This window comes from Pseudomonas sp. A0308 (genome assembly GCF_044218815.1).
GTDB lineage: Bacteria > Pseudomonadota > Gammaproteobacteria > Pseudomonadales > Pseudomonadaceae > Aquipseudomonas > Aquipseudomonas iridis.
The window spans coordinates 3878299-3897498 of sequence record NZ_CP162581.1 but is presented as its reverse complement, the minus strand read 5'-3'; the positions used below and the strand labels follow the sequence as shown (position 1 = coordinate 3897498).

Genomic DNA, 19200 nt, shown 5'->3' with positions numbered 1-19200 from the left:
GCAATGACAGATAGTCATCCGGCAGCGTTTTTCCAATGGATAGCGGCGGATTAGGCAGGTGAAACCTTTCCGCTATTGGTTTGTAGAGTTAACCATCTCGTGAGAAGTGCCATCTATCGAGCAATATCAAAACTTTTTGATATTGCCCTTGCGGTGCTTTGAGGCCGTCACTAGACTGCCAACCCTATGAACTTACGCGTGCCTTCCATTCGCCATGACGATTGCGACGAGCTGGCGGCCCTGTGCAAGGCCGGCGGCGATCCGCTGCGCCTGAATGTATTGCGCGCGCTGGCCAACGATTCGTTCGGTGTACTGGAGCTGGCGCAAATTTTCGGCATCGGTCAGTCCGGCATGAGTCATCACCTTAAAGTGTTGGCGCAAGCCGATCTGGTGGCGACGCGCCGCGAAGGCAACGCGATTTTCTATCGCCGCGCCCTGCCCCACACCGAATTGCTGGGTGGCAAGTTGCACGCCGCATTGTTAGAAGAAGTCGACAACCTGGTGCTGCCTGACGACGTTCAAGCGCGAATCACTCAGGTTCACGGGCAACGGGCAGCGGCCAGTCAGGACTTTTTCGCTCGGGTAGCTGAGAAATTTCGCGCCCAGCAAGACTTGATCGCAGGCCTGCCGCAGTACCGCGAAAGCGTGCTGGCGCTGCTCGACAAACTGAATTTCGATGGTGCTGCCACGGCCATTGAAGTCGGCCCCGGTGATGGCGCTTTCCTGCCGGAACTGGCGCGTCGTTTCAGCACCGTAACCGCGCTGGACAACAGCCCGGCGATGCTCGAACTGGCGCGTCAGGTATGCGTTCGTGAACAACTGGCTAACGTCAGCCTGCAATTGGCCGATGCATTGAACGGCACCAGCCTTCAGGCCGATTGCGTGGTGTTGAACATGGTGTTGCACCATTTCGCCGCGCCGGCCGAAGCGCTCAAGCACATGGCCGACTTGCTGCAACCGGGCGGTAGCCTGCTCGTGACAGAGTTATGTAGCCACAACCAGAGTTGGGCCAGGGAGGCCTGCGGTGATCTGTGGTTGGGGTTTGAACAGGACGATTTGGCCCGTTGGGCCACCGCTGCGGGACTCGTTCCCGGGGAAAGCCTCTATGTAGGCTTACGTAATGGTTTCCAGATCCAGGTCCGCCACTTTCAGCGACCGGCTGGCGACACTCACCATCGGTAAATTCAGGAAAAAATCGAGATGAGCGAATACTCCCTCTTCACCTCCGAGTCCGTGTCCGAAGGGCACCCGGACAAAATCGCCGACCAGATTTCCGATGCGGTGCTGGACGCCATTATTGCTGAAGACAAGTTCGCCCGTGTGGCGTGCGAGACTCTGGTAAAGACCGGCGTTGCAATCATCGCCGGTGAAGTGACCACGTCGGCCTGGGTCGATCTGGAAGAAATCGTGCGTAACGTCATTCTGGACATCGGCTACAACAGCTCCGATGTCGGCTTCGACGGCGCAACTTGCGGTGTGATGAACATCATCGGCAAGCAGTCCCCAGACATCAATCAGGGTGTTGACCGTGCCAAGCCTGAAGATCAGGGTGCCGGCGACCAGGGCCTGATGTTCGGCTACGCCAGCAACGAAACCGACGTTTTGATGCCAGCCCCGATCACCTTCTCGCACCAGCTTGTTCAGCGCCAGGCCGAAGCCCGTAAATCGGGTCTGCTGCCTTGGCTGCGCCCGGACGCCAAGTCGCAAGTGACCTGCCGTTACGAAGGCGGCAAGGTTGTCTGTATCGACGCTGTAGTTCTGTCGACCCAGCACAACCCTGACGTATCGTACAAAGACCTGCGCGAAGGCGTGATGGAGCTGATCGTCAAGCACGTGCTGCCTGCCGAATTGCTGACCAAAGATACCCAGTTCCACATCAACCCGACTGGCCAGTTCATCATCGGCGGCCCGGTTGGCGACTGCGGTCTGACCGGTCGCAAGATCATCGTCGACAGCTACGGCGGCATGGCCCGTCACGGCGGCGGCGCGTTCTCCGGCAAGGATCCATCGAAGGTTGACCGTTCGGCTGCCTACGCTGGCCGTTATGTGGCTAAAAACATCGTCGCTGCCGGCCTGGCCGAGCGTTGCGAGATTCAGGTTTCCTACGCGATCGGTGTGGCCCAGCCTACCTCGATCTCGCTGAACACCTTCGGCACCGGCAAGATCAGCGACGACAAAATCGTCAAACTGGTGCGTGACGTGTTCGACCTGCGTCCATACGCGATAACCACCATGCTCGACCTGCTGCACCCGATGTACCAGGAAACTGCAGCCTACGGCCACTTCGGTCGCACGCCAGAGACCAAGACTGTTGGCGAAGACACCTTCACCACATTCACCTGGGAAAAAACCGACCGCGCCGACGCTCTGCGTTCTGCTGCCGGCTTGTAATTCTCTGGCTGCATGAAAAGCCCCGCACGGTTTGCGCCGTGCGGGGTTTTTTTATGCTTTCAAGATCCGCAACACCCCGCAAAACACCCGACCGACCTCGCTAAAAATCCTGACTAGTCTTCAGAAACCCCCATGAGCAAGGACGCTCAAGATGCGTTTGTTTTTGTTTGTTTTGCTGAACCTCATATACCTGACTGGCTACGCGTCTCAATGTCCGAACTGGGCCCTCACCCAGGCCCAGCGCGAAATCACCACCCTGCAAAAACAGATCGACCAATGGGACGACGCCTACCACCGCGAAGGCCGCGCCTTGATTGGCGACGAACTCTACGACCAATCGCGCCTGCGCCTAACCCAATGGCGAGAGTGTTTCAAATTACCAATGGCGCCCGACTCTTTGCGCACAGCCTCGGGCGCCATTGCGCACCCTATTGCCCACACTGGCCTGGACAAGCTGCATAAAGCCGAGGCCGTGGAGGCATGGCTGAGAGACCGCAAGGACGTCTGGGTACAACCCAAAGTCGATGGCGTCGCCGTGACACTCATCTATCGCGCAGGCGGTTTGCAGCAAGCGATCAGTCGCGGTGACGGCGTCAACGGGCAAGACTGGACGGTATCGGCGCGCAACATCGACGCCATTCCTCAACGCCTGAAGCAACCGCTGGATGTGTTGGTGCAAGGCGAACTCTATTGGCGCTTGAACGAGCATGTTCAAGCACGCGCCGGCAGCGTCAACGCACGCGCTATCGTTGCAGGCTTGATGGGCAGAAAATCCCTGAGTACAGAACAAGGTGCCGGCATCGGCTTATTCATCTGGGACTGGCCACAAGGGCCTTCGGATTTGCCTGAGCGGCTATCGACACTGGCGGCACTGGGCTTCGCCACAACGGTGCCCTACAGCTATCCCGTCCAGCAATTGGCAGAGGCGCAAAAGTGGCGCGAGCACTGGTATCGCTCCCCCCTGCCATTTGCCACTGATGGCATCGTTCTGCGCCAGAGTCAGCGCCCTCCCGCCGAACGCTGGCAGGCCCGCGCACCTTACTGGGCGATCGCCTGGAAATATCCGTTTGCCCAGGCATTGGCCGAAGTACGCAAGGTGAATTTCAAGATCGGTCGCACCGGCCGCATCACGCCCGTACTCGAACTGATACCCGTCATGCTCGATGACCGGGAGATCAAACGGGTCAGCGCCAGTTCACTCAAGCGCTGGCAGGCGCTGGATATCCGCCCCGGCGATCAGGTGGCAATCAGTCTGGCCGGACTCACGATTCCGCGTCTCGACAGCGCTGTATTGCGCACCAGCGAGCGTGCAGCAATCAATGTCCCGAACGCCAAGGATTTTCATGCCTTGAGTTGCTGGCAGCCCACGCCCGGCTGCGAAAGCCAGTTTCTCTCGCGCCTGACCTGGCTCAGCGGCAAACAAGGACTGGCCATGCAGAATGTCGGGCGCGGTACTTGGGAGAAACTTCTCGAAACAGGCCGCGTGAAACACCTGCTGGATTGGTTGACCCTCGACGAGCCAGAGCTTGCTAACATTGCCGGCTTCGGCGAACGCAGCAGCGCGCGCCTGATGCACAGCTTTCGCAGCGCCCGCCAACGGCCGTTCGCACAATGGCTCAAGGCACTGGGTATGCCGCCAACGGGCGGGGCAAAACTCCCCGATTCGTGGCAGGCACTGGCACAACGCGATACCGAACAATGGCAGAAGGAAGTCGGCATCGGCCCCGGTCGCGCAGCGCAATTGAACGCATTCTTCCGTGACGCGCAAGTGCTAGCCTTGAGTGAAATTTTACGCGCCGCCGGAATCGACGGTTTCTGAACATGCAATCCCGGCTCACCGGGAACCCAACGGTCGCCGAGGCGCTCCAACAGCGCAGCGCCTCCCGACCCGAATGCCTTTGCACATGGAGCTTTTATGAAATTTTTCGCACCACTCGCCCTGCTCACCCTTTGCGGCGTCATGGCCGCTCCCGTGATGGCTGCCGAAGACGCTCCCGGCCTGACCGGCTGCGCGGCCAAGAAGCAGGGCATCGTGAACCAGATCGAGCAGGCCAAAGCCCGCGGCAACGCCGATCAGCAGGCAGGTCTGGAAACCGCTCTGCGTGAAGTCACCGAACATTGCACTGACGCCGGCCTGAAAAAGGAGCGCGAAAACAAGGTTCTCGAGGCCAAGCATGAAGTCAGCCAACGCCAGGCCGACCTCGACAAGGCCATGAAGAAAGGTGATCCGGAGAAGATCGACAAGCGCAAGAACAAGCTCGCCGAATCGCGTAAAGAGCTGCAGGACGCGCTGGACCAGATCGACAAGTAAATGGTGGTGAGTTAAAGGCCGCCATCGCGGGCAAGCCCGCTCCCACAGGAATCTCGAGTGAACCTGGACTTTATGTACAGCAGAGAAATTTGTGGGAGCGGGCTTGCCCGCGATGGCGTCAGATCAGCCAACAGATATCAATGATCGCGAAACTCTTTATGGCAAGCGCTGCAGGCATCTTCAACCTTCTGCACCGCAGGCACCAGGTTGCTGGCCTTGTACGGCTGGACCTTGCTGGCGACCACCAATTCACCGGTGGCGGCTTCAAGGTTACGGGCCATTTCCTGGAAGCGCGCCTGTTTTTGCCAGACATCGTCTTTGGCGCTCGTGTGATCTTCTTCGCGCACTTGCGGGAAATGTTTCCACGGTTCGCGGGACAACGTATCGAGCTTCACCGCACCTTCGGCAAACTTCGGCCCGTCGAACGGAATGCGTCCACGCAACATGCCGCCCAGGTCTTCGCCGGTCTTGAGCATCTGCTTGAAGATCGTCTTGCGTTGGCCCAGCGGAGAATTCGGATCGACACCGCCGCAGGCGGACAGGGTCAGACAGGCCAGCAATACAACAGCAATTCTTTTAAGAGTCATGGTGGCTTCAGGTCACGGAAATCGGCGGCCAGTATCCCCGCGTCACCGACAAACACCAATAGCCCTATTAAAAATACGGGTTGCCGGAGCGCATGGAGCACTCTGGCGACCGGCACAGGAATCACTCCATGAACAGCCCTTTCAAGGCCTGGCGTCATCCGCTGATCACCACGCTTCCAATGCTGGCGATTCTCGCCGGTTGTACCGGTGGCGACAGCGACAAGCCGAAAACCCATGCGCTGGCCACTTATTCCAGCGCGACGTGGGAAGCACTGCCGGCAGTCTCCGATAGCGATCTGGTCGCCGGTTTCGGCTCGTGGCGCAGCGCCTGCAACCGCCTCAAGTCTGATGCGGTCTGGGGCACGACCTGCGCCGCAGCAGCCAACGTGCCGCAAAGCGCCAGCGAGATTCGTGCTTTCCTCAAACAGAACCTCGATGTCTACGGCCTGCGTGCTGAAAACGACAATCCCAACGGCTTGATCACCGGCTACTACGAACCGGTGTATCCCGGCAGCCTGACGCCTACCGATGTGGCGAACGTTCCGGTGTATGGCGTGCCCGAGGACATGATCATCGTCTCGCTCGACAGCATTTATCCCGAACTCAAAGGCAAACGCCTTCGCGGTCGACTTGAAGGCCGGGTGCTCAAGCCCTACGACGACGCGGCGACGATCGAAAGCAAAGGCGTGAACGCGCCAGTGGTTGCCTACCTCACCGACCCGATGAACCTGCAATTTTTGCAAATCCAGGGGTCCGGGCGGATCCAGACCCAGGACGGCAAGCAGCTACGCATTGCCTACGCCGACCAGAACGGCCACCCGTATCGACCGATTGGCCGTTGGCTGGTCGAGCAAGGCGAACTGAAGAAAGAAGACGTAACGATGGGCGCGATCAGCAACTGGGCCAAGGCCAATCCGTCGCGCATTCCGGAACTGCTGGGCAGCAACCCCAGCTATGTGTTTTTCACCCGCAACCCGGACAGCAACGAAGGCCCGCGCGGTTCACTGAACGTGCCACTGACTGCCGGCTACAGCGCGGCGGTGGATCGCAAGGTGATTCCTTTGGGTAGCCTGTTGTGGTTGTCGACGACGCGCCCGGATGGCACGGCGCTGGTTCGCCCGGTGGCGGCGCAGGACACGGGCGGTGCGATTGCCGGTGAGGTTCGCGCAGATCTGTTCTGGGGCACCGGTGATGCGGCCGGGCAATTGGCTGGCGACATGAAACAGCAGGGGCAGATCTGGATGCTCTGGCCCAAAGGTGCACCGTTGCCACAAGTACCGCAGGTGGCCGACAAACCTTAAAAGCAAAAGATCGCAGCCTGCGGCAACCCCTACAGGGTGGATCTGCGACCTCTGTAGGAGCTGCCGTAGGCTGCGATCTTTTGACCTTGCTCTACCTAAACCGACACAAAGAAGAACGAAGCAATCAACCCCATCCCCACAAACCACACCAGCGACCGCAGAATTGCCCAGTCCGCCAGATAGCAGATGATGTACAGCAGGCGACTGGTGATAAACAGCACCGCCAGCACATTCACGGTGACCAACTGCGCCGTCCCCACCAGATGCGCAACGATCACCGCTGCGGCAAACGCTGGCATCACTTCAAAGCTGTTGAGTTGCGCCGCATGCGCCCGCCGGGCCACGCCATTAACGCTGTCGAGAAAGTCTCGCGGGTCATGATTGTCACTGAGCCGAAAACCGCCCGAGATCTTGGCGACAATCGTGCACACGTACGGCAAAAAGATCGCGATCAACACACACCAAAGAGCCACCGTCATAACGCCATCCTTTTTTCGAGTTATAGAGTTCGCGAGCCGTCAGAACTTCATCACCAGTATGCCGATCAGCACCAGCCCACAAGCTAAGAGCCGCGACCTGCCGAAAGGTTCTTTGAGGTATCGCATTCCGAACAGCACCACCAGAATCACGCTGATCTCGCGCAACGCCGCTGCTTCGGCAATCGAGCCCAACTGCATCGCCCACAGCACCAAAGCGTAGCTGAACAACACGCAGAACCCGACCGTCAGCCCCAGTTTCCACTGCTCACGCCAGAACTGCATGAACGCCGGACGTTTGGCGACCCACGCCAGCAACGGAAACGGCCAGGCGCTGAGCAGCGTGACCCAGACCAGGTAATCCAGCGGATGCGACCAGCGCCGCAGCGCCTGACCGTCAATGTATGTGTAGCAGCCGATGCACAGCCCGATCAGCGCTACCACCGGCAACATCGACCACGGTAAATGTTTGCCACCGCCGCCCTGCCACAGCAGACACGCCATGCCGAACGGAATCAGCATGATCCCGAAGATCTGCTGTGTAGTGAGCACTTCACCGGCAAAGATCAGGGTTAGTGCCAGCACCACCAGTGGCGACAAACCGCGCATCAACGGATAGACCAGCCCGAGATCGCCGACGCGATAGGCTTGAATCAACAGATAGCGATAGAGCAGTTCGAACGCTGCCGACGCGAGAATCCACGGCCAGATCTCCATGGGCGGCACGTTCACGAAGGGCAACGCGATGGCGACAACCAGCAGCGCCACGGTGTCCATGCACGCCACCACCAGCAGCCGTTCGGCACTGAACTTGATCAGGGTATTCCACGCCGCATGTAGCAGCGCCGCTACCAACACCAAAGCTGTCGCCAGCACGTCTTACTCCTTATTATTTTTCACCGCCCCCTGTAGGAGCTGCCGCAGGCTGCGATCTTTTGATCTTGTTTATAAAAAACCAAAGTCAAAAGATCGCAGCCTGCGGCAGCTCCTACAGCAGTAAGCGAATAGTCAGATTATTGATTCTCGATGTGTCAGCAGCTGTTTATACTGCAAGCGACCACGCCGCACTCAGTTGCGCACAGACTAATTCCAATAATTTCTGCCCGCCCCGCTCTCTTTCGAGACCGCTCGTTGGCCTGCGTATGCCTGATCACAGCGTCAAGACTACCGACAGAGACCTTGCGCATGCCACTCGCCTTGTTTGCACTCGCTGTTGCCGCGTTCGGCATCGGCACCACTGAATTCGTCATCATGGGCCTGCTGCCCGACGTCGCCCGCGATCTCGCGGTGAGCATTCCTCACGCCGGCCTGCTGATTACCGGTTATGCCCTGGGCGTGGTGTTCGGTGCGCCGATCCTCGCCATCGGCACCGCCAACATGCCGCGCAAAGCCACGCTGCTGGGCATGACGCTGATGTTCATCCTCGGCAACGTGCTCTGCGCGCTGGCGCCGAATTACGCCACGCTCATGGCCGCTCGCGTGGTCACGGCGCTGTGCCACGGCGCGTTTTTCGGTATTGGCTCGGTGGTCGCAGCCGGTTTGGTAGCGCCGAACAAACGCGCGCAAGCGATTGCAATGATGTTCACCGGTCTGACCCTGGCCAATGTGCTCGGCGTACCACTGGGTACTGCGCTCGGGCAATACGCCGGTTGGCGGTCGACCTTCTGGGCGGTGTCGGTGATCGGTGTTGTCGCCGCACTCGCGCAATGGTTGTGGTTGCCCAAACACATCCCGATGGACAAGGCCAACCTCGCCAGTGAGTTCAAGGTGCTGGGCAAGATCAACGTGCTGCTGGCGCTGGGCATGAGTGTGCTGGCGTCGACCAGCCTGTTCAGCGTGTTCACTTACATTGCGCCGATCCTGCAGGACATCACCGGCGTCAGCCCGCACGGCGTGACAGTGATGCTGTTGCTGTTCGGCGTCGGCCTGACCGCTGGCAGCATGCTCGGCGGGCGTTTGGCCGACAGTCGTTTGCTGCCGTCGCTGGTGGGTGTGGCAATGGCGGTGGTGCTGGTTCTCGCGGCGTTCACCCAGACCAGTCACTCGGTGATTCCGGCAGCGATCACGCTGGTGCTGTGGGGGATTTTCGCTTTCGCGCTGTGCCCGATCCTGCAACTGCTGATTATTGATCAAGCTCATGAAGCGCCGAACCTCGGCTCGACCCTGAATCAAAGCGCCTTCAACCTCGGCAACGCGGCCGGTGCCTGGATTGGCGGGTTGGTGGTGGCGAGCGGTGCCGATCTTGCGCAGTTGCCGTGGACCGGGGCGCTGGTGGGTGTGTTGACGGTGCTGACGGCGCTTTGGTTTATCTACCTGCAACGTCGCGGGGCTGCTGCGGTCAATGTGTCTGGCTGATCGAGTTGTGCCAGACATTGCCCTCACCCTAACCCTCTCCCAGAGGGAGAGGGGACTGACCGCGCCGTTCCGTAGAATTACGCCGACCTGAAATCGCGAGTCGAGCTCAGTTTGAAAAGCCTGAAGATCGGTTTCCTTCCCCCCTCTCCCTTTGGGAGAGGGCTGTGATGAGGGGGGCTCTTGATCTCAGCTCAGATTTCCACTGTGTCTTCAGTTGCCTCCAGCCCATCAAACCCCTGCACCAACGAACCGGTGCGTTTTCTTCCCACCCCTCATCCAAAGGACCCCGGATGCTTGAACTTGTCGCCGCTTTCATCTGCCTCACCACCCTCCTCACCTTCGTCAACTTCCGCTTCATCGGTCTGCCGCCGACCATCGGCGTGATGGTCACCGCGTTGCTGTTTTCCCTGCTGCTGCAAGGCTTGAGCGTGCTCGGCTATCCGGGCCTGGAAGAACGCGTACAGCAACTGATCGGCCAGATCGATTTCGGCGATCTGCTGATGAACTGGATGCTGTCGTTCCTGCTGTTCGCCGGTGCCTTGCACGTAAACCTGAATGATTTGCGCAGCTATCGCTGGCCCATCGGCTTGCTGGCGACTTTCGGTGTATTGATCGCCACGGCGGTGATCGGCAGCCTCGCGTATTACATCTTTGCCCTGTTCGGCTGGCACGTGAGCTTCCTCTACTGCCTGTTGTTCGGCGCGCTGATTTCCCCGACCGACCCGATTGCGGTGCTCGGCGTGTTGCGTACCGCCAACGCCTCGAAACCGCTTAAAACCACCATCGTCGGCGAGTCGCTGTTCAACGACGGCACCGCTGTCGTGGTGTTTACCGTGTTGCTGGGCATCGCCCAACTCGGCGAGACCCCGACCGTCAGTGCCACCGCCATGCTATTCGCCCACGAAGCCATTGGCGGCGTGGTGTTCGGTGGGCTGATCGGTTATCTGGTTTACCTGATGATCAAGAGCATCGAGCAGCACCAGATCGAAGTGATGCTGACCCTCGCGCTGGTCATCGGTGGTTCGGCGCTGGCCTCCGAACTGCACGTTTCCGCACCGATTGCGATGGTGGTTGCCGGCCTGATCATCGGCAACCTGGGGCGCAATCTGGCGATGAACGACATGACCCGAAAATACCTCGACGGCTTCTGGGAGCTGCTCGACGACATGCTCAACGCGCTGCTGTTTGCGCTGATCGGCATGGAGCTGTTGCTGCTGCCATTCAACTGGCTGCACGTGGCGGCGGCGAGCTTGCTGGCGGTGGCGATTCTGCTGTCGCGTCTGCTCACCGTGGCCCCGGCAATCCTGCTGCTGCGGCGTTGGCGCACAGTGCCGCGCGGCACAATCCGGGTGCTGACCTGGGGCGGTTTGCGCGGTGGGGTCTCGGTCGCTTTGGCACTATCGCTGCCACTGGGCGAGGAGCGTGACCTGCTGCTGAGCATCACCTACATCGTGGTGTTGTCGTCGATTCTGATACAGGGCCTGACCATTGGCCGGGTTGTTCGCGGCGTCTCTGGCAAGCAAGACGTCAGCGCTGCGAGTTCCGCGCACTGACGCACCAATGGAGCGCCGTCGTGGAGCCACCTCCACGACGGCGCCTCTTCAATTAGCCGGCAGCCCGCAGCACAGCATCCACCTGCTGCGCAGCACGCAACAGATTGCTGTCGTCTCTAAACCCTCCGATCATTTGCAGGCCAACGGGTAACGCCCCGGCATTGCGCACGAGCGGAAGGTTGATTTGCGGCAAGCCAAACGCCATCCAGAACTTGCTGAAATCGGAAGGTCCGGTGGCTTCAAGACCCAACGGGGCGACGATGCCACAGCTCGCCCCCAGGACGGCGTCGAAAGGCTGGAATATCGACTCCAAAACGGTGGCCAACTTTGCCAGACGCTTCTTTGCCGCTGACTCTTGCTCCCAAGTCGTCAAACGGGCGCGTTCGATCATGGCTAACAGTTCTTCACTGAGTTTGTCCGGATGCATTTGCAGTTCTTTGGACAGTGATCGGGCGCCTTCGCAATCGTTAATCAGCAGATGGTCATCAAATACCCCCGCAAACTCCTCAGGCAGCAACACCTCGCTCACCTGATGTCCGGCTGAACGCAGCTCTTGAACCGCAGCTTCCAGGGATCTGGCCACGTCTTCGTCTACCTGATCCCAACGCGCCGTACGACAGAAGCCGAACGAACAGGCATGACGTTCATGCGCGGGCTTGGGAAAGCCAGGAATCAAGACGCGCGCCATCACCTCCAGATCGCGAACAGACCTGCCATACCAACCCACTGTGTCGAAGCTCGGCGCCAGGGGTTTTACCCCCTCCAGAGAAACCAGACCATACGAAGGCTTGAAGGCATACAGCCCGCAATAGGCTGCCGGTTTGATCAATGAGCCAGCCGTCTGAGTCCCCAACGCGAGCGGGAAAAACCCGGCAGCCATCCCCGCTGCCGAACCGGCACTCGAACTGCCGGGGGTTCTGGCAAGATCATGAGGATTGCGGGTTGGACCTGTGTGCATGTAGGCGAATTCGGTGGTATGGGTCTTGCCCATGATGACTGCCCCGGCCTGGCGCAGCAGCGCAACGACATGGGCGTCACGCGAGGGGCGGTTTTGCTCATAGATCGGCGAGTAAAAACGGGTGGGATGATCGACAGTGTCATAGACGTCTTTGATCCCCACGGGCACACCTGCCAAGAGGCCTTTCGCGTTACCGTTTTTCAATTGGCACGCCTGACTGCGCACCGCGTCCGGATCGAACGAAACGAAGGCATTTATGCTGAGCTCCCCCGCTTCGACACAGCCAAGAAAGTGCTCGGCTACTGCCTCTGCGCTCACGACATCCGCACGAACCATTTCAGAAATTGCGGTGGCATCAGCTTGATTGAAATTGTGCATATCGTTCCTTGGACTGCCCTTCGAAAAGCACTTGAGGGAGGTGCGCTTTTGGACGTTTCAAGTTGCATAAACCGATTGCAAATCAGTGAAGCCTTTTATTTCGATAGGGTTTCCGGCGGGGTCCAGGAAGAACATGGTCGCTTGCTCGCCGGGCTCTCCTGGAAAACGAATCGTGGGTGAAAGAACAAATTTCACTTGGCCTTCGATCAAACGGTCCTTCAAGGCAACCCAGTCCGACATCTTCAATATCACCCCAAGATGGGGCATCGGCACGTTGTGCTCACCTACTTTCCCGGTGTTCGTTACCGCAAACGGCTCGCCCAGATGCAACGACAATTGATGCCCGAAAAAATTGAAGTCCACCCAGGTCTCGGTGCTGCGCCCTTCTTCACATCCCAGCAGATCACCATAGAACTGGCGGGAAATCTGCAAATCGCGGACGTGAATAGCGAGATGAAAAATTGACTGCATCGGTAGCTCCTGAACGTCGCCGGAAAGTGAGAATGACTGGCTGAGTTGAAGACTGTGCGGTTTTCATCAAAAGAGATAGCATGTAATTTTTTCGCTATCGAAAGAATTTTTTATGGATACGCGTTATTTGAAAAGCCTCATTACGGTCGTGGAATGTGGCTCCATCGCACACGCCGCGCGCGTGGAAGGTTTGACGGCAGCAGCGATCAGTCAGCGAATTCTCGCGCTCGAACGGCAGCTCGGCTTTGAACTGCTATCGCGGGTTGGGCACGCAGCCAAGCCGACCCAGGCCTGTCTCGGTTTACTGCCGAGGGCTAAACGCATCGTTCGCGAGATTGCATTGCTGGCGGGAGATGCCGACGAGGGCGGGCTTACGGGGCAGTTACGAATAGGCGCTATTTCAACTGTGCTGACCGGTCTGCTTCCCGGCGCATTGCGCGCACTGACCGAGCTGGCGCCGGGGCTGACGCCGGTCATCGTGCCGGGTACATCGCGCGCGTTGTATCAGTCGCTTCTCTCTGGGGAAATCGACGCGGCCATCCTGGTGGTTCCGCCGTTCGAATTGCCGAAAGCCCTGCAGGCGGTATCGCTTCGCAAGGAACCTCTGGTTTTTCTGTCGAAGGAAAAATCCTCGGACAGCATCCCGGCTCAACTGAAAACCCAACCGTATATCCGCTACGATCCTGACTCGTGGGGCGGAAGGCATGCCGAGCACTATCTGGCGGACAACGGATTGCTGCCGACGCCGCTGGTAGATCTGGATGCACTGGAGACCATTGCCATGCTCGTGACTGAAGGCCTGGGCGTGAGCCTTGTGCCTTACTGGTCCGGCTTCGAACACTGGGGCCACAAGTGTGTTGTGACCCCGCTTGGCTACGATCGCTACGACAGAGAGATTGCGCTGATCAGCCACGTTCAGACTGACCGGCCCAAGATGATGGGCGCCTTGTCCAAAGTGCTTTCACTGGCACAAGCCTGACGGGATTCAATCTGTCTTGGACTCGGCATGATCCTTCTCAGGGCCATCAGGTTTCGGCGTCCCGCTTTCGCTGCGGATCTGCGCATGGCTGATCAGGGCGAAGATAAAACTGCCGCCGATGATATTGCCGGCCAGCGTCGGCCCCGCAAACACCGCCAAGAAATCGCTCCACGGCAACTCGCCAGCAAATACCAGATAGGACACCTCCGCCGAACCGACGACGATGTGAGTGAAGTCACCGAGCGCCATGAAGTAGGTGATGAGGATAATGATCCACATCTTCGCGCTCTCCATCGACGGGATCATCCAGACCATGGTCGCGATCATCCAGCCGGAAACTATGCCTTTGGCGAACATCTGGCTGGCGCTGTGTTCCATCACCTTGCGGCCGATCTCGAGGAAGGCGTGGTCGGTCTTGGCGTCGAAAATCGGCAGCTCCAGCATCACGTAAGCCACCAGAATCGTACCGCACAGGTTGCCGACCAGCACCACCGTCCAGAGGCGGATAAGCCGACCGAAATTGAGCAGCGTCGGTTTGGTCATGACCGGCAGCACGGCGGTCAGGGTGTTTTCGGTGAACAGTTGCTGGCGGGCAAGGATCACCGCGAGGAAACCTGCGCAGTAGCCGAAACTGGCAATCACCTTGAACTCGTCGCCCTCGGGCAAGCGTGACGTGAGCAGGCCCATGCCCATCAGCGACAGGCCCATGGTCAGCCCTGCAGCGAGCGCCGACCACCATAGCGCAGCGATACTGCGTTCAAGTTCCTGATCGCCTTGAGAGCGGATGATTTCATGCAGAACCGCCGCGCGGGGCGGCTGGCTTTTCTCGACTTCGTGTTGCTCTTTGGCCGAGAGATCGGGGGTCTTGCCGTCGGTGGGCGTGGTCATGGCGTGGGAACCGGTGGGGGGCGATTTAGCTACGACATTCGCCGCTGACAGCTGTTCACTGACCCAGTGAATCTTCAGCGATAACAGAATCGCCATCGCGGGCAGGCCCGCTCCCACAGGGATCGCCGTGCCTGTGGGATCGAGCCTGCTCGCGAAGAATGCGCCGCCAATCTTATTGGACGGCCTCGTCATCCTTGAACTGGTCTTTCACATATCTGATCTCGGTCCGCCCGTGCGGTGCCGGCAAGCCGTCTTCACCGAGGTTGACGAAAACCATCTTCTCGACAGTCAGAATGCTCTTGCGGGTGATCTTGTTGCGTACTTCGCAGGTCAGGGTGATCGAGGTGCGGCCGAACTCGGTGGCAGTGATGCCCAGTTCGATGATGTCGCCCTGGCGCGAGGCGCTGACGAAGTTGATTTCAGAAATGTACTTGGTAACCACGCGCTGATTGCCCAACTGGACGATGGCGTAGATCGCTGCTTCCTCGTCGATCCAGCGCAGCAGACTGCCGCCGAACAGGGTGCCGTTAGGGTTGAGGTCTTCGGGTTTTACCCATTTGCGGGTGTGGAAATTCATGGGGGGCTCCAAGGTCGAGGCATTTGAGCGAAAGGGTTCTGGCCCCAGCTTCAAGTTTTAAGCTACAAGCTGCAAGTAAAAGCGGATTCGCTGTGACTTGCCGCTTGTAGCTTGCCGCTTGCCACTAGCCGGGCGAAGAAAGCTATAATCGCCACCGATTCAGAACGGCTAATACCGTTTTCCCGCCACCTGTCCGAGGGGCGCTGCAGCAGGTTCAACCTGTCAGGCTCGGATGGGGCGTTGACTGGCCTAGGCCGGACACTAAACGCACAACGGCGCCCATTCGCATACATTACGAATGGAGGCTCTTCATGAGCGCTGTTATCACGCCTGCAGATTTTAACGATTACAAAGTTGCCGACATGTCCCTGGCTGCCTGGGGCCGTCGCGAAACCATCATCGCCGAATCGGAAATGCCGGCTCTGATGGGTCTGCGTCGCAAGTACTCCGGCGAACAGCCGTTGAAAGGCGCGAAGATTCTCGGCTGCATCCACATGACCATTCAGACTGCCGTGCTGATCGAAACCCTGGTTGCCCTGGGTGCCGAAGTACGCTGGTCGTCCTGCAACATTTTCTCGACTCAGGATCAGGCTGCTGCCGCTATCGCTGCTGCCGGCATCCCGGTTTTCGCCTGGAAAGGCGAAACTGAAGAAGAGTACGAGTGGTGCCTGGAGCAGACCATCCTGAAAGATGGCCAGCCATGGGACGCCAACATGATCCTCGACGACGGCGGCGACCTGACCGAGCTGCTGCACAAGAAATACCCACAGGTTCTGGATCGCGTTCACGGCGTGACCGAAGAAACCACCACTGGCGTACACCGTCTGCTGGACATGCTGGCCAAGGGCGAGCTGAAAATCCCGGCCATCAACGTCAACGACTCGGTGACCAAGTCCAAGAACGACAACAAGTACGGCTGCCGTCACAGCCTGAACGACGCGATCAAGCGCGGCACCGACCACCTGCTGTCCGGCAAGCAAGCGCTGGTCATCGGTTACGGTGACGTGGGCAAGGGCTCCGCCCAGTCCCTGCGCCAGGAAGGCATGATCGTTAAAGTGTCCGAAGTCGACCCGATCTGCGCCATGCAGGCTTGCATGGACGGCTACGAGCTGGTTTCGCCATTCATCGACGGCATCAACGACGGTACCGAAGCGAGCATCGACAAAGCGCTGCTGGGCAAGATCGACCTGATCGTGACCACCACCGGTAACGTCAATGTTTGCGACTCGAACATGCTCAAAGCCCTGAAGAAGCGCGCCGTTGTCTGCAACATCGGTCACTTCGACAACGAAATCGACACCGCTTTCATGCGCAAGAACTGGGCATGGGAAGAAGTGAAGCCACAGGTACACAAGATTCATCGTACCGGTGCTGGCGCTTTCGACGCTCAGAACGACGACTACCTGATCCTGCTGGCCGAAGGCCGTCTGGTGAACCTGGGCAACGCTACCGGTCACCCGAGCCGCATCATGGACGGTTCGTTCGCCAACCAGGTGCTGGCACAGATCTTCCTGTTCGACCAGAAGTACGCCGACCTGTCGCCAGCCCAGAAAGCCGAGCGCCTGACCGTTGAAGTACTGCCGAAGAAACTCGACGAAGAAGTGGCCCTGGAAATGGTTCGCGGCTTCGGCGGCGTGGTCACTCAACTGACCAAGCAACAGGCTGACTACATCGGCGTCACCGTCGAAGGCCCGTTCAAGCCGCACGCTTACCGCTACTAAGATAAGAGCAGCTGCGAGCCTTAAGCTTCAAGCGGCAAGCGAGGTCAAAAGCCGGACTTGCCGTGCAAAGCGTGAGGCTCTGCCCCTATTTCAAAACAGTTTCAGGCAGCAGGCTCCAGGCACAAGAGACAAGCGCACCTCCGCTTCTCTTGCAGCTTGAAGCTTGCCGCTTGTAGCTGGAGGTTTCCTCCATGTCCCAAGACCGTCGCTACAGCTTCGAGTTCTTTCCGACCAAGACCGATGCTGGGCATGAAAAACTGCTCGCCACTGCCCGTCAGTTGGCCACTTACAACCCTGACTTCTTTTCCTGCACCTATGGCGCTGGTGGTTCGACGCGTGATCGCACCCTCAACACCGTTTTGCAGCTGGAAAGCGAAGTCAAAGTACCGGCCGCACCGCACCTGTCGTGCGTCGGCGACAGCAAGGGCGACTTGCGCGGCCTGCTGAACGAGTACAAGGCTGCCGGCATCAAGCGCATTGTTGCCCTGCGTGGCGACTTGCCGTCCGGCATGGGCATGACCAGTGGTGAGCTGCGTCACGCCAATGAACTGGTTGAATTCATTCGTGAAGAAACCGGCGACCATTTCCACATCGAAGTCGCCGCTTACCCGGAGATGCATCCGCAAGCGCGCAATTACGAAGACGATCTCGCCAACTTCGTGCGCAAGGCTCGCGCCGGCGCCGACAGCGCGATCACTCAGTACTTCTTCAACGCCGACAGCTACTTCTACTTCGTCGACCGTTTGCAGGCGCTGGGCGTGGATATTCCGGTGGTGCCGGGGATCATGCCGATCACCAACTACAGCAAACTCGCGCGCTTCTCCGACGCCTGCGGTGCGGAAATCCCGCGCTGGATCCGCAAGCAGCTGGAAGCCTATGGCGATGACACTCAAAGCATTCAGCGCTTTGGTGAGCAAGTCGTCAGCGAGATGTGCGAACGCCTGTTGCAGGGCGGCGCACCGGGGCTGCACTTCTATTCCATGAACCAGGCTGAACCTAGTCTGGCGATCTGGAATAACCTGAAGTTGCCGCGTTGAAGCAGCTACAAGCTTCAAGCTGAAAGCTACAAGCCAGATCAAAAGATCGCAGCCTGCGGCAGCTCATGCATTGGGATTTAGTTCTCTCTGCAGAAGCTGCCAAAGGCTGCGATTTTTTGCTTTTAAAGGCCCGAGGCAGAGCTTGTAGAGGCCGTTTCTGGCTCTTTATGGTTTCTCGTCGTAATCTCAAGCCATGCCTTTGATCACGCAACTATTCGCCGTGCTGGTTTTTGCTTGCCTAAGCTTCGCCGCTCGGGGCGAGAAGCTGCGTATTGTCACCGAGCCATGGGCGCCTTACGTCTATGAAGAGAACGGTAAAAAGCTCGGACTGGACTACGAAACCACCGCCATTGTGTTCAAGCGCCTGGGCATAGAAGTCGAATGGCAGTTCCTGCCGTGGAAACGCTGCCTGTCGATGCTGGAAACCGGCCAGGCCGACGGCGCGCTGGATATTTTTCACAGCGACGAGCGCGACGCCACCCTGCTCTACCCCAGCGAGCCGCTGTCGGATGTCGAGTTCGTGATGTTCTACGCCAACGACCGCCCCCACCCGTTCACCAGGCTCGACGAGCTCAAAGGCCTGACCATCGGCACTTCCCCGGGTTATCTGTACAGCCCCGACTTCAGTGAATCGACCCTGTTTACCCGCGAGCCTGCACCGACCCACGAAGCGAACTTCGGCAAACTGGTGCGCGGACGCATCGATTTGTTGATCACTGATCGCCGTGTCGGCCAGCATTTGCTCGACGAGTTGAATATTCGCGGTCTGATCAGCCAAAATCCTACGGTTATTAGCCGCCAGAGCCAATTTCTTGCAGTTCGGCGCAATGCCGGGATGGATTTGCTGGTCCAGCGCTTCGGCGCCGAACTCAAGCGCTTCAAGCGCGAACCGGCCTACGCCGAGCTGAGCGCACGCTATGGCGCAGCCCCTGGCCAGACGGCGCCATTGAGTAGAGCGGCGGCGGACAGCAAAACCGTTGAGCAGCAGGAAAGCAGCGCGCAGTGATTGCTCTGTTATACTCCGGCGTTCCCGCCAGGCTCACGCCCGGACGCCCGGAACCTTAACAGGCCTCTCGACCCGCTACAGCGCAGCTTTCAGCCAGCGCGAGCACTCCAGACGTGTCTTTGGAACCGCAGCAGGACCGGACGGGATTGCGTCCTCTTAAACGTGATTCGCGCCAGGCAAGATTCCCATTGGGCCAAGCCCTAACTAAAAC

General features: G+C 58.9%; 18 protein-coding genes and 1 riboswitch. Of the genes, 11 read left to right on the top strand and 7 right to left on the bottom strand.

Features of this window, described 5'->3' with window-relative positions; translation table 11 throughout:
• The first annotated feature begins 186 nt into the window (after positions 1-186).
• The 4 genes from AB4P92_RS17985 to AB4P92_RS17970 all read left to right on the top strand — a co-directional run bounded on the left by AB4P92_RS17985 (position 187) and on the right by AB4P92_RS17970 (position 4702).
• On the top strand, positions 187-1182 hold the full coding sequence (locus AB4P92_RS17985; RefSeq protein ID WP_042561495.1) for a metalloregulator ArsR/SmtB family transcription factor: 996 nt from the start codon (positions 187-189) through the stop codon (positions 1180-1182).
• Between the two features lie 18 nt (positions 1183-1200).
• A complete protein-coding gene (metK, locus tag AB4P92_RS17980; protein ID WP_395597955.1) occupies positions 1201-2391 on the top strand; it encodes a methionine adenosyltransferase in 1191 nt (396 codons plus the stop codon).
• A gap of 151 nt (positions 2392-2542) precedes the next feature.
• Complete coding sequence (gene ligB, locus AB4P92_RS17975) at positions 2543-4210, top strand: NAD-dependent DNA ligase LigB (RefSeq protein ID WP_395597954.1); 1668 nt, start codon at positions 2543-2545, stop codon at positions 4208-4210.
• 96 nt (positions 4211-4306) lie between these two features.
• Positions 4307-4702 (top strand): DUF1090 domain-containing protein, encoded by a 396-nt coding sequence (locus AB4P92_RS17970; RefSeq protein WP_042561498.1) that lies wholly within the window; start codon positions 4307-4309, stop codon positions 4700-4702.
• A gap of 137 nt (positions 4703-4839) precedes the next feature.
• On the opposite strand, the gene AB4P92_RS17965 is transcribed toward AB4P92_RS17970, so the two are convergent.
• The gene (locus AB4P92_RS17965) at positions 4840-5289 is read right to left on the bottom strand and encodes a cytochrome c (protein WP_273877191.1); all 450 of its coding nucleotides are present in this window, start codon (positions 5287-5289) and stop codon (positions 4840-4842) included.
• A gap of 128 nt (positions 5290-5417) precedes the next feature.
• On the opposite strand from AB4P92_RS17965, the gene AB4P92_RS17960 reads away from it, so the two are divergent.
• Positions 5418-6590: a murein transglycosylase A gene (locus AB4P92_RS17960; RefSeq protein WP_395597953.1), complete on the top strand. Its 1173-nt coding sequence runs from the start codon at positions 5418-5420 to the stop codon at positions 6588-6590.
• 95 nt (positions 6591-6685) lie between these two features.
• On the opposite strand, the gene AB4P92_RS17955 is transcribed toward AB4P92_RS17960, so the two are convergent.
• Both AB4P92_RS17955 and AB4P92_RS17950 read right to left on the bottom strand, forming a co-directional pair.
• Positions 6686-7069, bottom strand: coding sequence for an MAPEG family protein (locus AB4P92_RS17955; RefSeq protein ID WP_042561501.1), 384 nt, complete (start codon positions 7067-7069; stop codon positions 6686-6688).
• Positions 7070-7108: 39 nt separating this feature from the next.
• On the bottom strand, positions 7109-7942 hold the full coding sequence (locus tag AB4P92_RS17950) for an EamA family transporter (protein WP_047303890.1): 834 nt from the start codon (positions 7940-7942) through the stop codon (positions 7109-7111).
• A gap of 309 nt (positions 7943-8251) precedes the next feature.
• Between AB4P92_RS17950 and AB4P92_RS17945 the strand changes: the two genes are divergently transcribed.
• Both AB4P92_RS17945 and AB4P92_RS17940 read left to right on the top strand, forming a co-directional pair.
• A complete protein-coding gene (locus AB4P92_RS17945; RefSeq protein WP_042561503.1) occupies positions 8252-9421 on the top strand; it encodes an MFS transporter in 1170 nt (389 codons plus the stop codon).
• Between the two features lie 290 nt (positions 9422-9711).
• Positions 9712-10974, top strand: a complete 1263-nt coding sequence (locus AB4P92_RS17940) for a cation:proton antiporter (RefSeq protein ID WP_395597952.1) — start codon at positions 9712-9714, stop codon at positions 10972-10974.
• A 52-nt stretch (positions 10975-11026) separates the two neighbouring features.
• On the opposite strand, the gene AB4P92_RS17935 is transcribed toward AB4P92_RS17940, so the two are convergent.
• Positions 11027-12310, bottom strand: coding sequence for an amidase (locus AB4P92_RS17935; RefSeq protein ID WP_395597951.1), 1284 nt, complete (start codon positions 12308-12310; stop codon positions 11027-11029).
• Between the two features lie 57 nt (positions 12311-12367).
• Positions 12368-12781: a VOC family protein gene (locus AB4P92_RS17930; RefSeq protein WP_042561506.1), complete on the bottom strand. Its 414-nt coding sequence runs from the start codon at positions 12779-12781 to the stop codon at positions 12368-12370.
• A gap of 112 nt (positions 12782-12893) precedes the next feature.
• Between AB4P92_RS17930 and AB4P92_RS17925 the strand changes: the two genes are divergently transcribed.
• Positions 12894-13760, top strand: coding sequence for a LysR family transcriptional regulator (locus tag AB4P92_RS17925; protein WP_261735615.1), 867 nt, complete (start codon positions 12894-12896; stop codon positions 13758-13760).
• A 6-nt stretch (positions 13761-13766) separates the two neighbouring features.
• Here AB4P92_RS17925 and AB4P92_RS17920 read toward each other — a convergent pair whose 3' ends face one another.
• Positions 13767-14648, bottom strand: a complete 882-nt coding sequence (locus tag AB4P92_RS17920) for a formate/nitrite transporter family protein (RefSeq protein WP_200616871.1) — start codon at positions 14646-14648, stop codon at positions 13767-13769.
• A 172-nt stretch (positions 14649-14820) separates the two neighbouring features.
• On the bottom strand, positions 14821-15225 hold the full coding sequence (locus tag AB4P92_RS17915) for an acyl-CoA thioesterase (RefSeq protein ID WP_042561508.1): 405 nt from the start codon (positions 15223-15225) through the stop codon (positions 14821-14823).
• Between the two features lie 189 nt (positions 15226-15414).
• A riboswitch (S-adenosyl-L-homocysteine riboswitch) is annotated at positions 15415-15513 on the top strand.
• Between the two features lie 23 nt (positions 15514-15536).
• Here AB4P92_RS17915 and ahcY point away from each other — a divergent pair.
• The 3 genes from ahcY to AB4P92_RS17900 all read left to right on the top strand — a co-directional run bounded on the left by ahcY (position 15537) and on the right by AB4P92_RS17900 (position 18989).
• Positions 15537-16946 carry an adenosylhomocysteinase gene (gene ahcY, locus AB4P92_RS17910; protein ID WP_047303898.1) on the top strand — a complete coding sequence of 470 codons (1410 nt, stop codon included), beginning with the start codon at positions 15537-15539 and terminating at the stop codon, positions 16944-16946.
• Between the two features lie 191 nt (positions 16947-17137).
• On the top strand, positions 17138-17983 hold the full coding sequence (gene metF / locus AB4P92_RS17905) for a methylenetetrahydrofolate reductase [NAD(P)H] (RefSeq protein ID WP_042561510.1): 846 nt from the start codon (positions 17138-17140) through the stop codon (positions 17981-17983).
• Positions 17984-18176: 193 nt separating this feature from the next.
• Entirely contained in the window at positions 18177-18989 is an 813-nt protein-coding gene (locus tag AB4P92_RS17900) for an ABC transporter substrate-binding protein (RefSeq protein WP_261735614.1), read from the top strand.
• The last annotated feature ends 211 nt before the right edge of the window (positions 18990-19200 follow it).

Coding starts and splice junctions, on each gene's coding strand:
- AB4P92_RS17985 (WP_042561495.1), top strand. CDS start 187: ATGAACTTACGCGTGCCTTCCATTCGCCATGACGATTGCGACGAGCTG.
- metK (WP_395597955.1), top strand. CDS start 1,201: ATGAGCGAATACTCCCTCTTCACCTCCGAGTCCGTGTCCGAAGGGCAC.
- ligB (WP_395597954.1), top strand. CDS start 2,543: ATGCGTTTGTTTTTGTTTGTTTTGCTGAACCTCATATACCTGACTGGC.
- AB4P92_RS17970 (WP_042561498.1), top strand. CDS start 4,307: ATGAAATTTTTCGCACCACTCGCCCTGCTCACCCTTTGCGGCGTCATG.
- AB4P92_RS17965 (WP_273877191.1), bottom strand. CDS start 5,289: ATGACTCTTAAAAGAATTGCTGTTGTATTGCTGGCCTGTCTGACCCTG.
- AB4P92_RS17960 (WP_395597953.1), top strand. CDS start 5,418: ATGAACAGCCCTTTCAAGGCCTGGCGTCATCCGCTGATCACCACGCTT.
- AB4P92_RS17955 (WP_042561501.1), bottom strand. CDS start 7,069: ATGACGGTGGCTCTTTGGTGTGTGTTGATCGCGATCTTTTTGCCGTAC.
- AB4P92_RS17945 (WP_042561503.1), top strand. CDS start 8,252: ATGCCACTCGCCTTGTTTGCACTCGCTGTTGCCGCGTTCGGCATCGGC.
- AB4P92_RS17940 (WP_395597952.1), top strand. CDS start 9,712: ATGCTTGAACTTGTCGCCGCTTTCATCTGCCTCACCACCCTCCTCACC.
- AB4P92_RS17935 (WP_395597951.1), bottom strand. CDS start 12,310: ATGCACAATTTCAATCAAGCTGATGCCACCGCAATTTCTGAAATGGTT.
- AB4P92_RS17930 (WP_042561506.1), bottom strand. CDS start 12,781: ATGCAGTCAATTTTTCATCTCGCTATTCACGTCCGCGATTTGCAGATT.
- AB4P92_RS17925 (WP_261735615.1), top strand. CDS start 12,894: ATGGATACGCGTTATTTGAAAAGCCTCATTACGGTCGTGGAATGTGGC.
- AB4P92_RS17920 (WP_200616871.1), bottom strand. CDS start 14,648: ATGACCACGCCCACCGACGGCAAGACCCCCGATCTCTCGGCCAAAGAG.
- AB4P92_RS17915 (WP_042561508.1), bottom strand. CDS start 15,225: ATGAATTTCCACACCCGCAAATGGGTAAAACCCGAAGACCTCAACCCT.
- ahcY (WP_047303898.1), top strand. CDS start 15,537: ATGAGCGCTGTTATCACGCCTGCAGATTTTAACGATTACAAAGTTGCC.
- metF (WP_042561510.1), top strand. CDS start 17,138: ATGTCCCAAGACCGTCGCTACAGCTTCGAGTTCTTTCCGACCAAGACC.
- AB4P92_RS17900 (WP_261735614.1), top strand. CDS start 18,177: ATGCCTTTGATCACGCAACTATTCGCCGTGCTGGTTTTTGCTTGCCTA.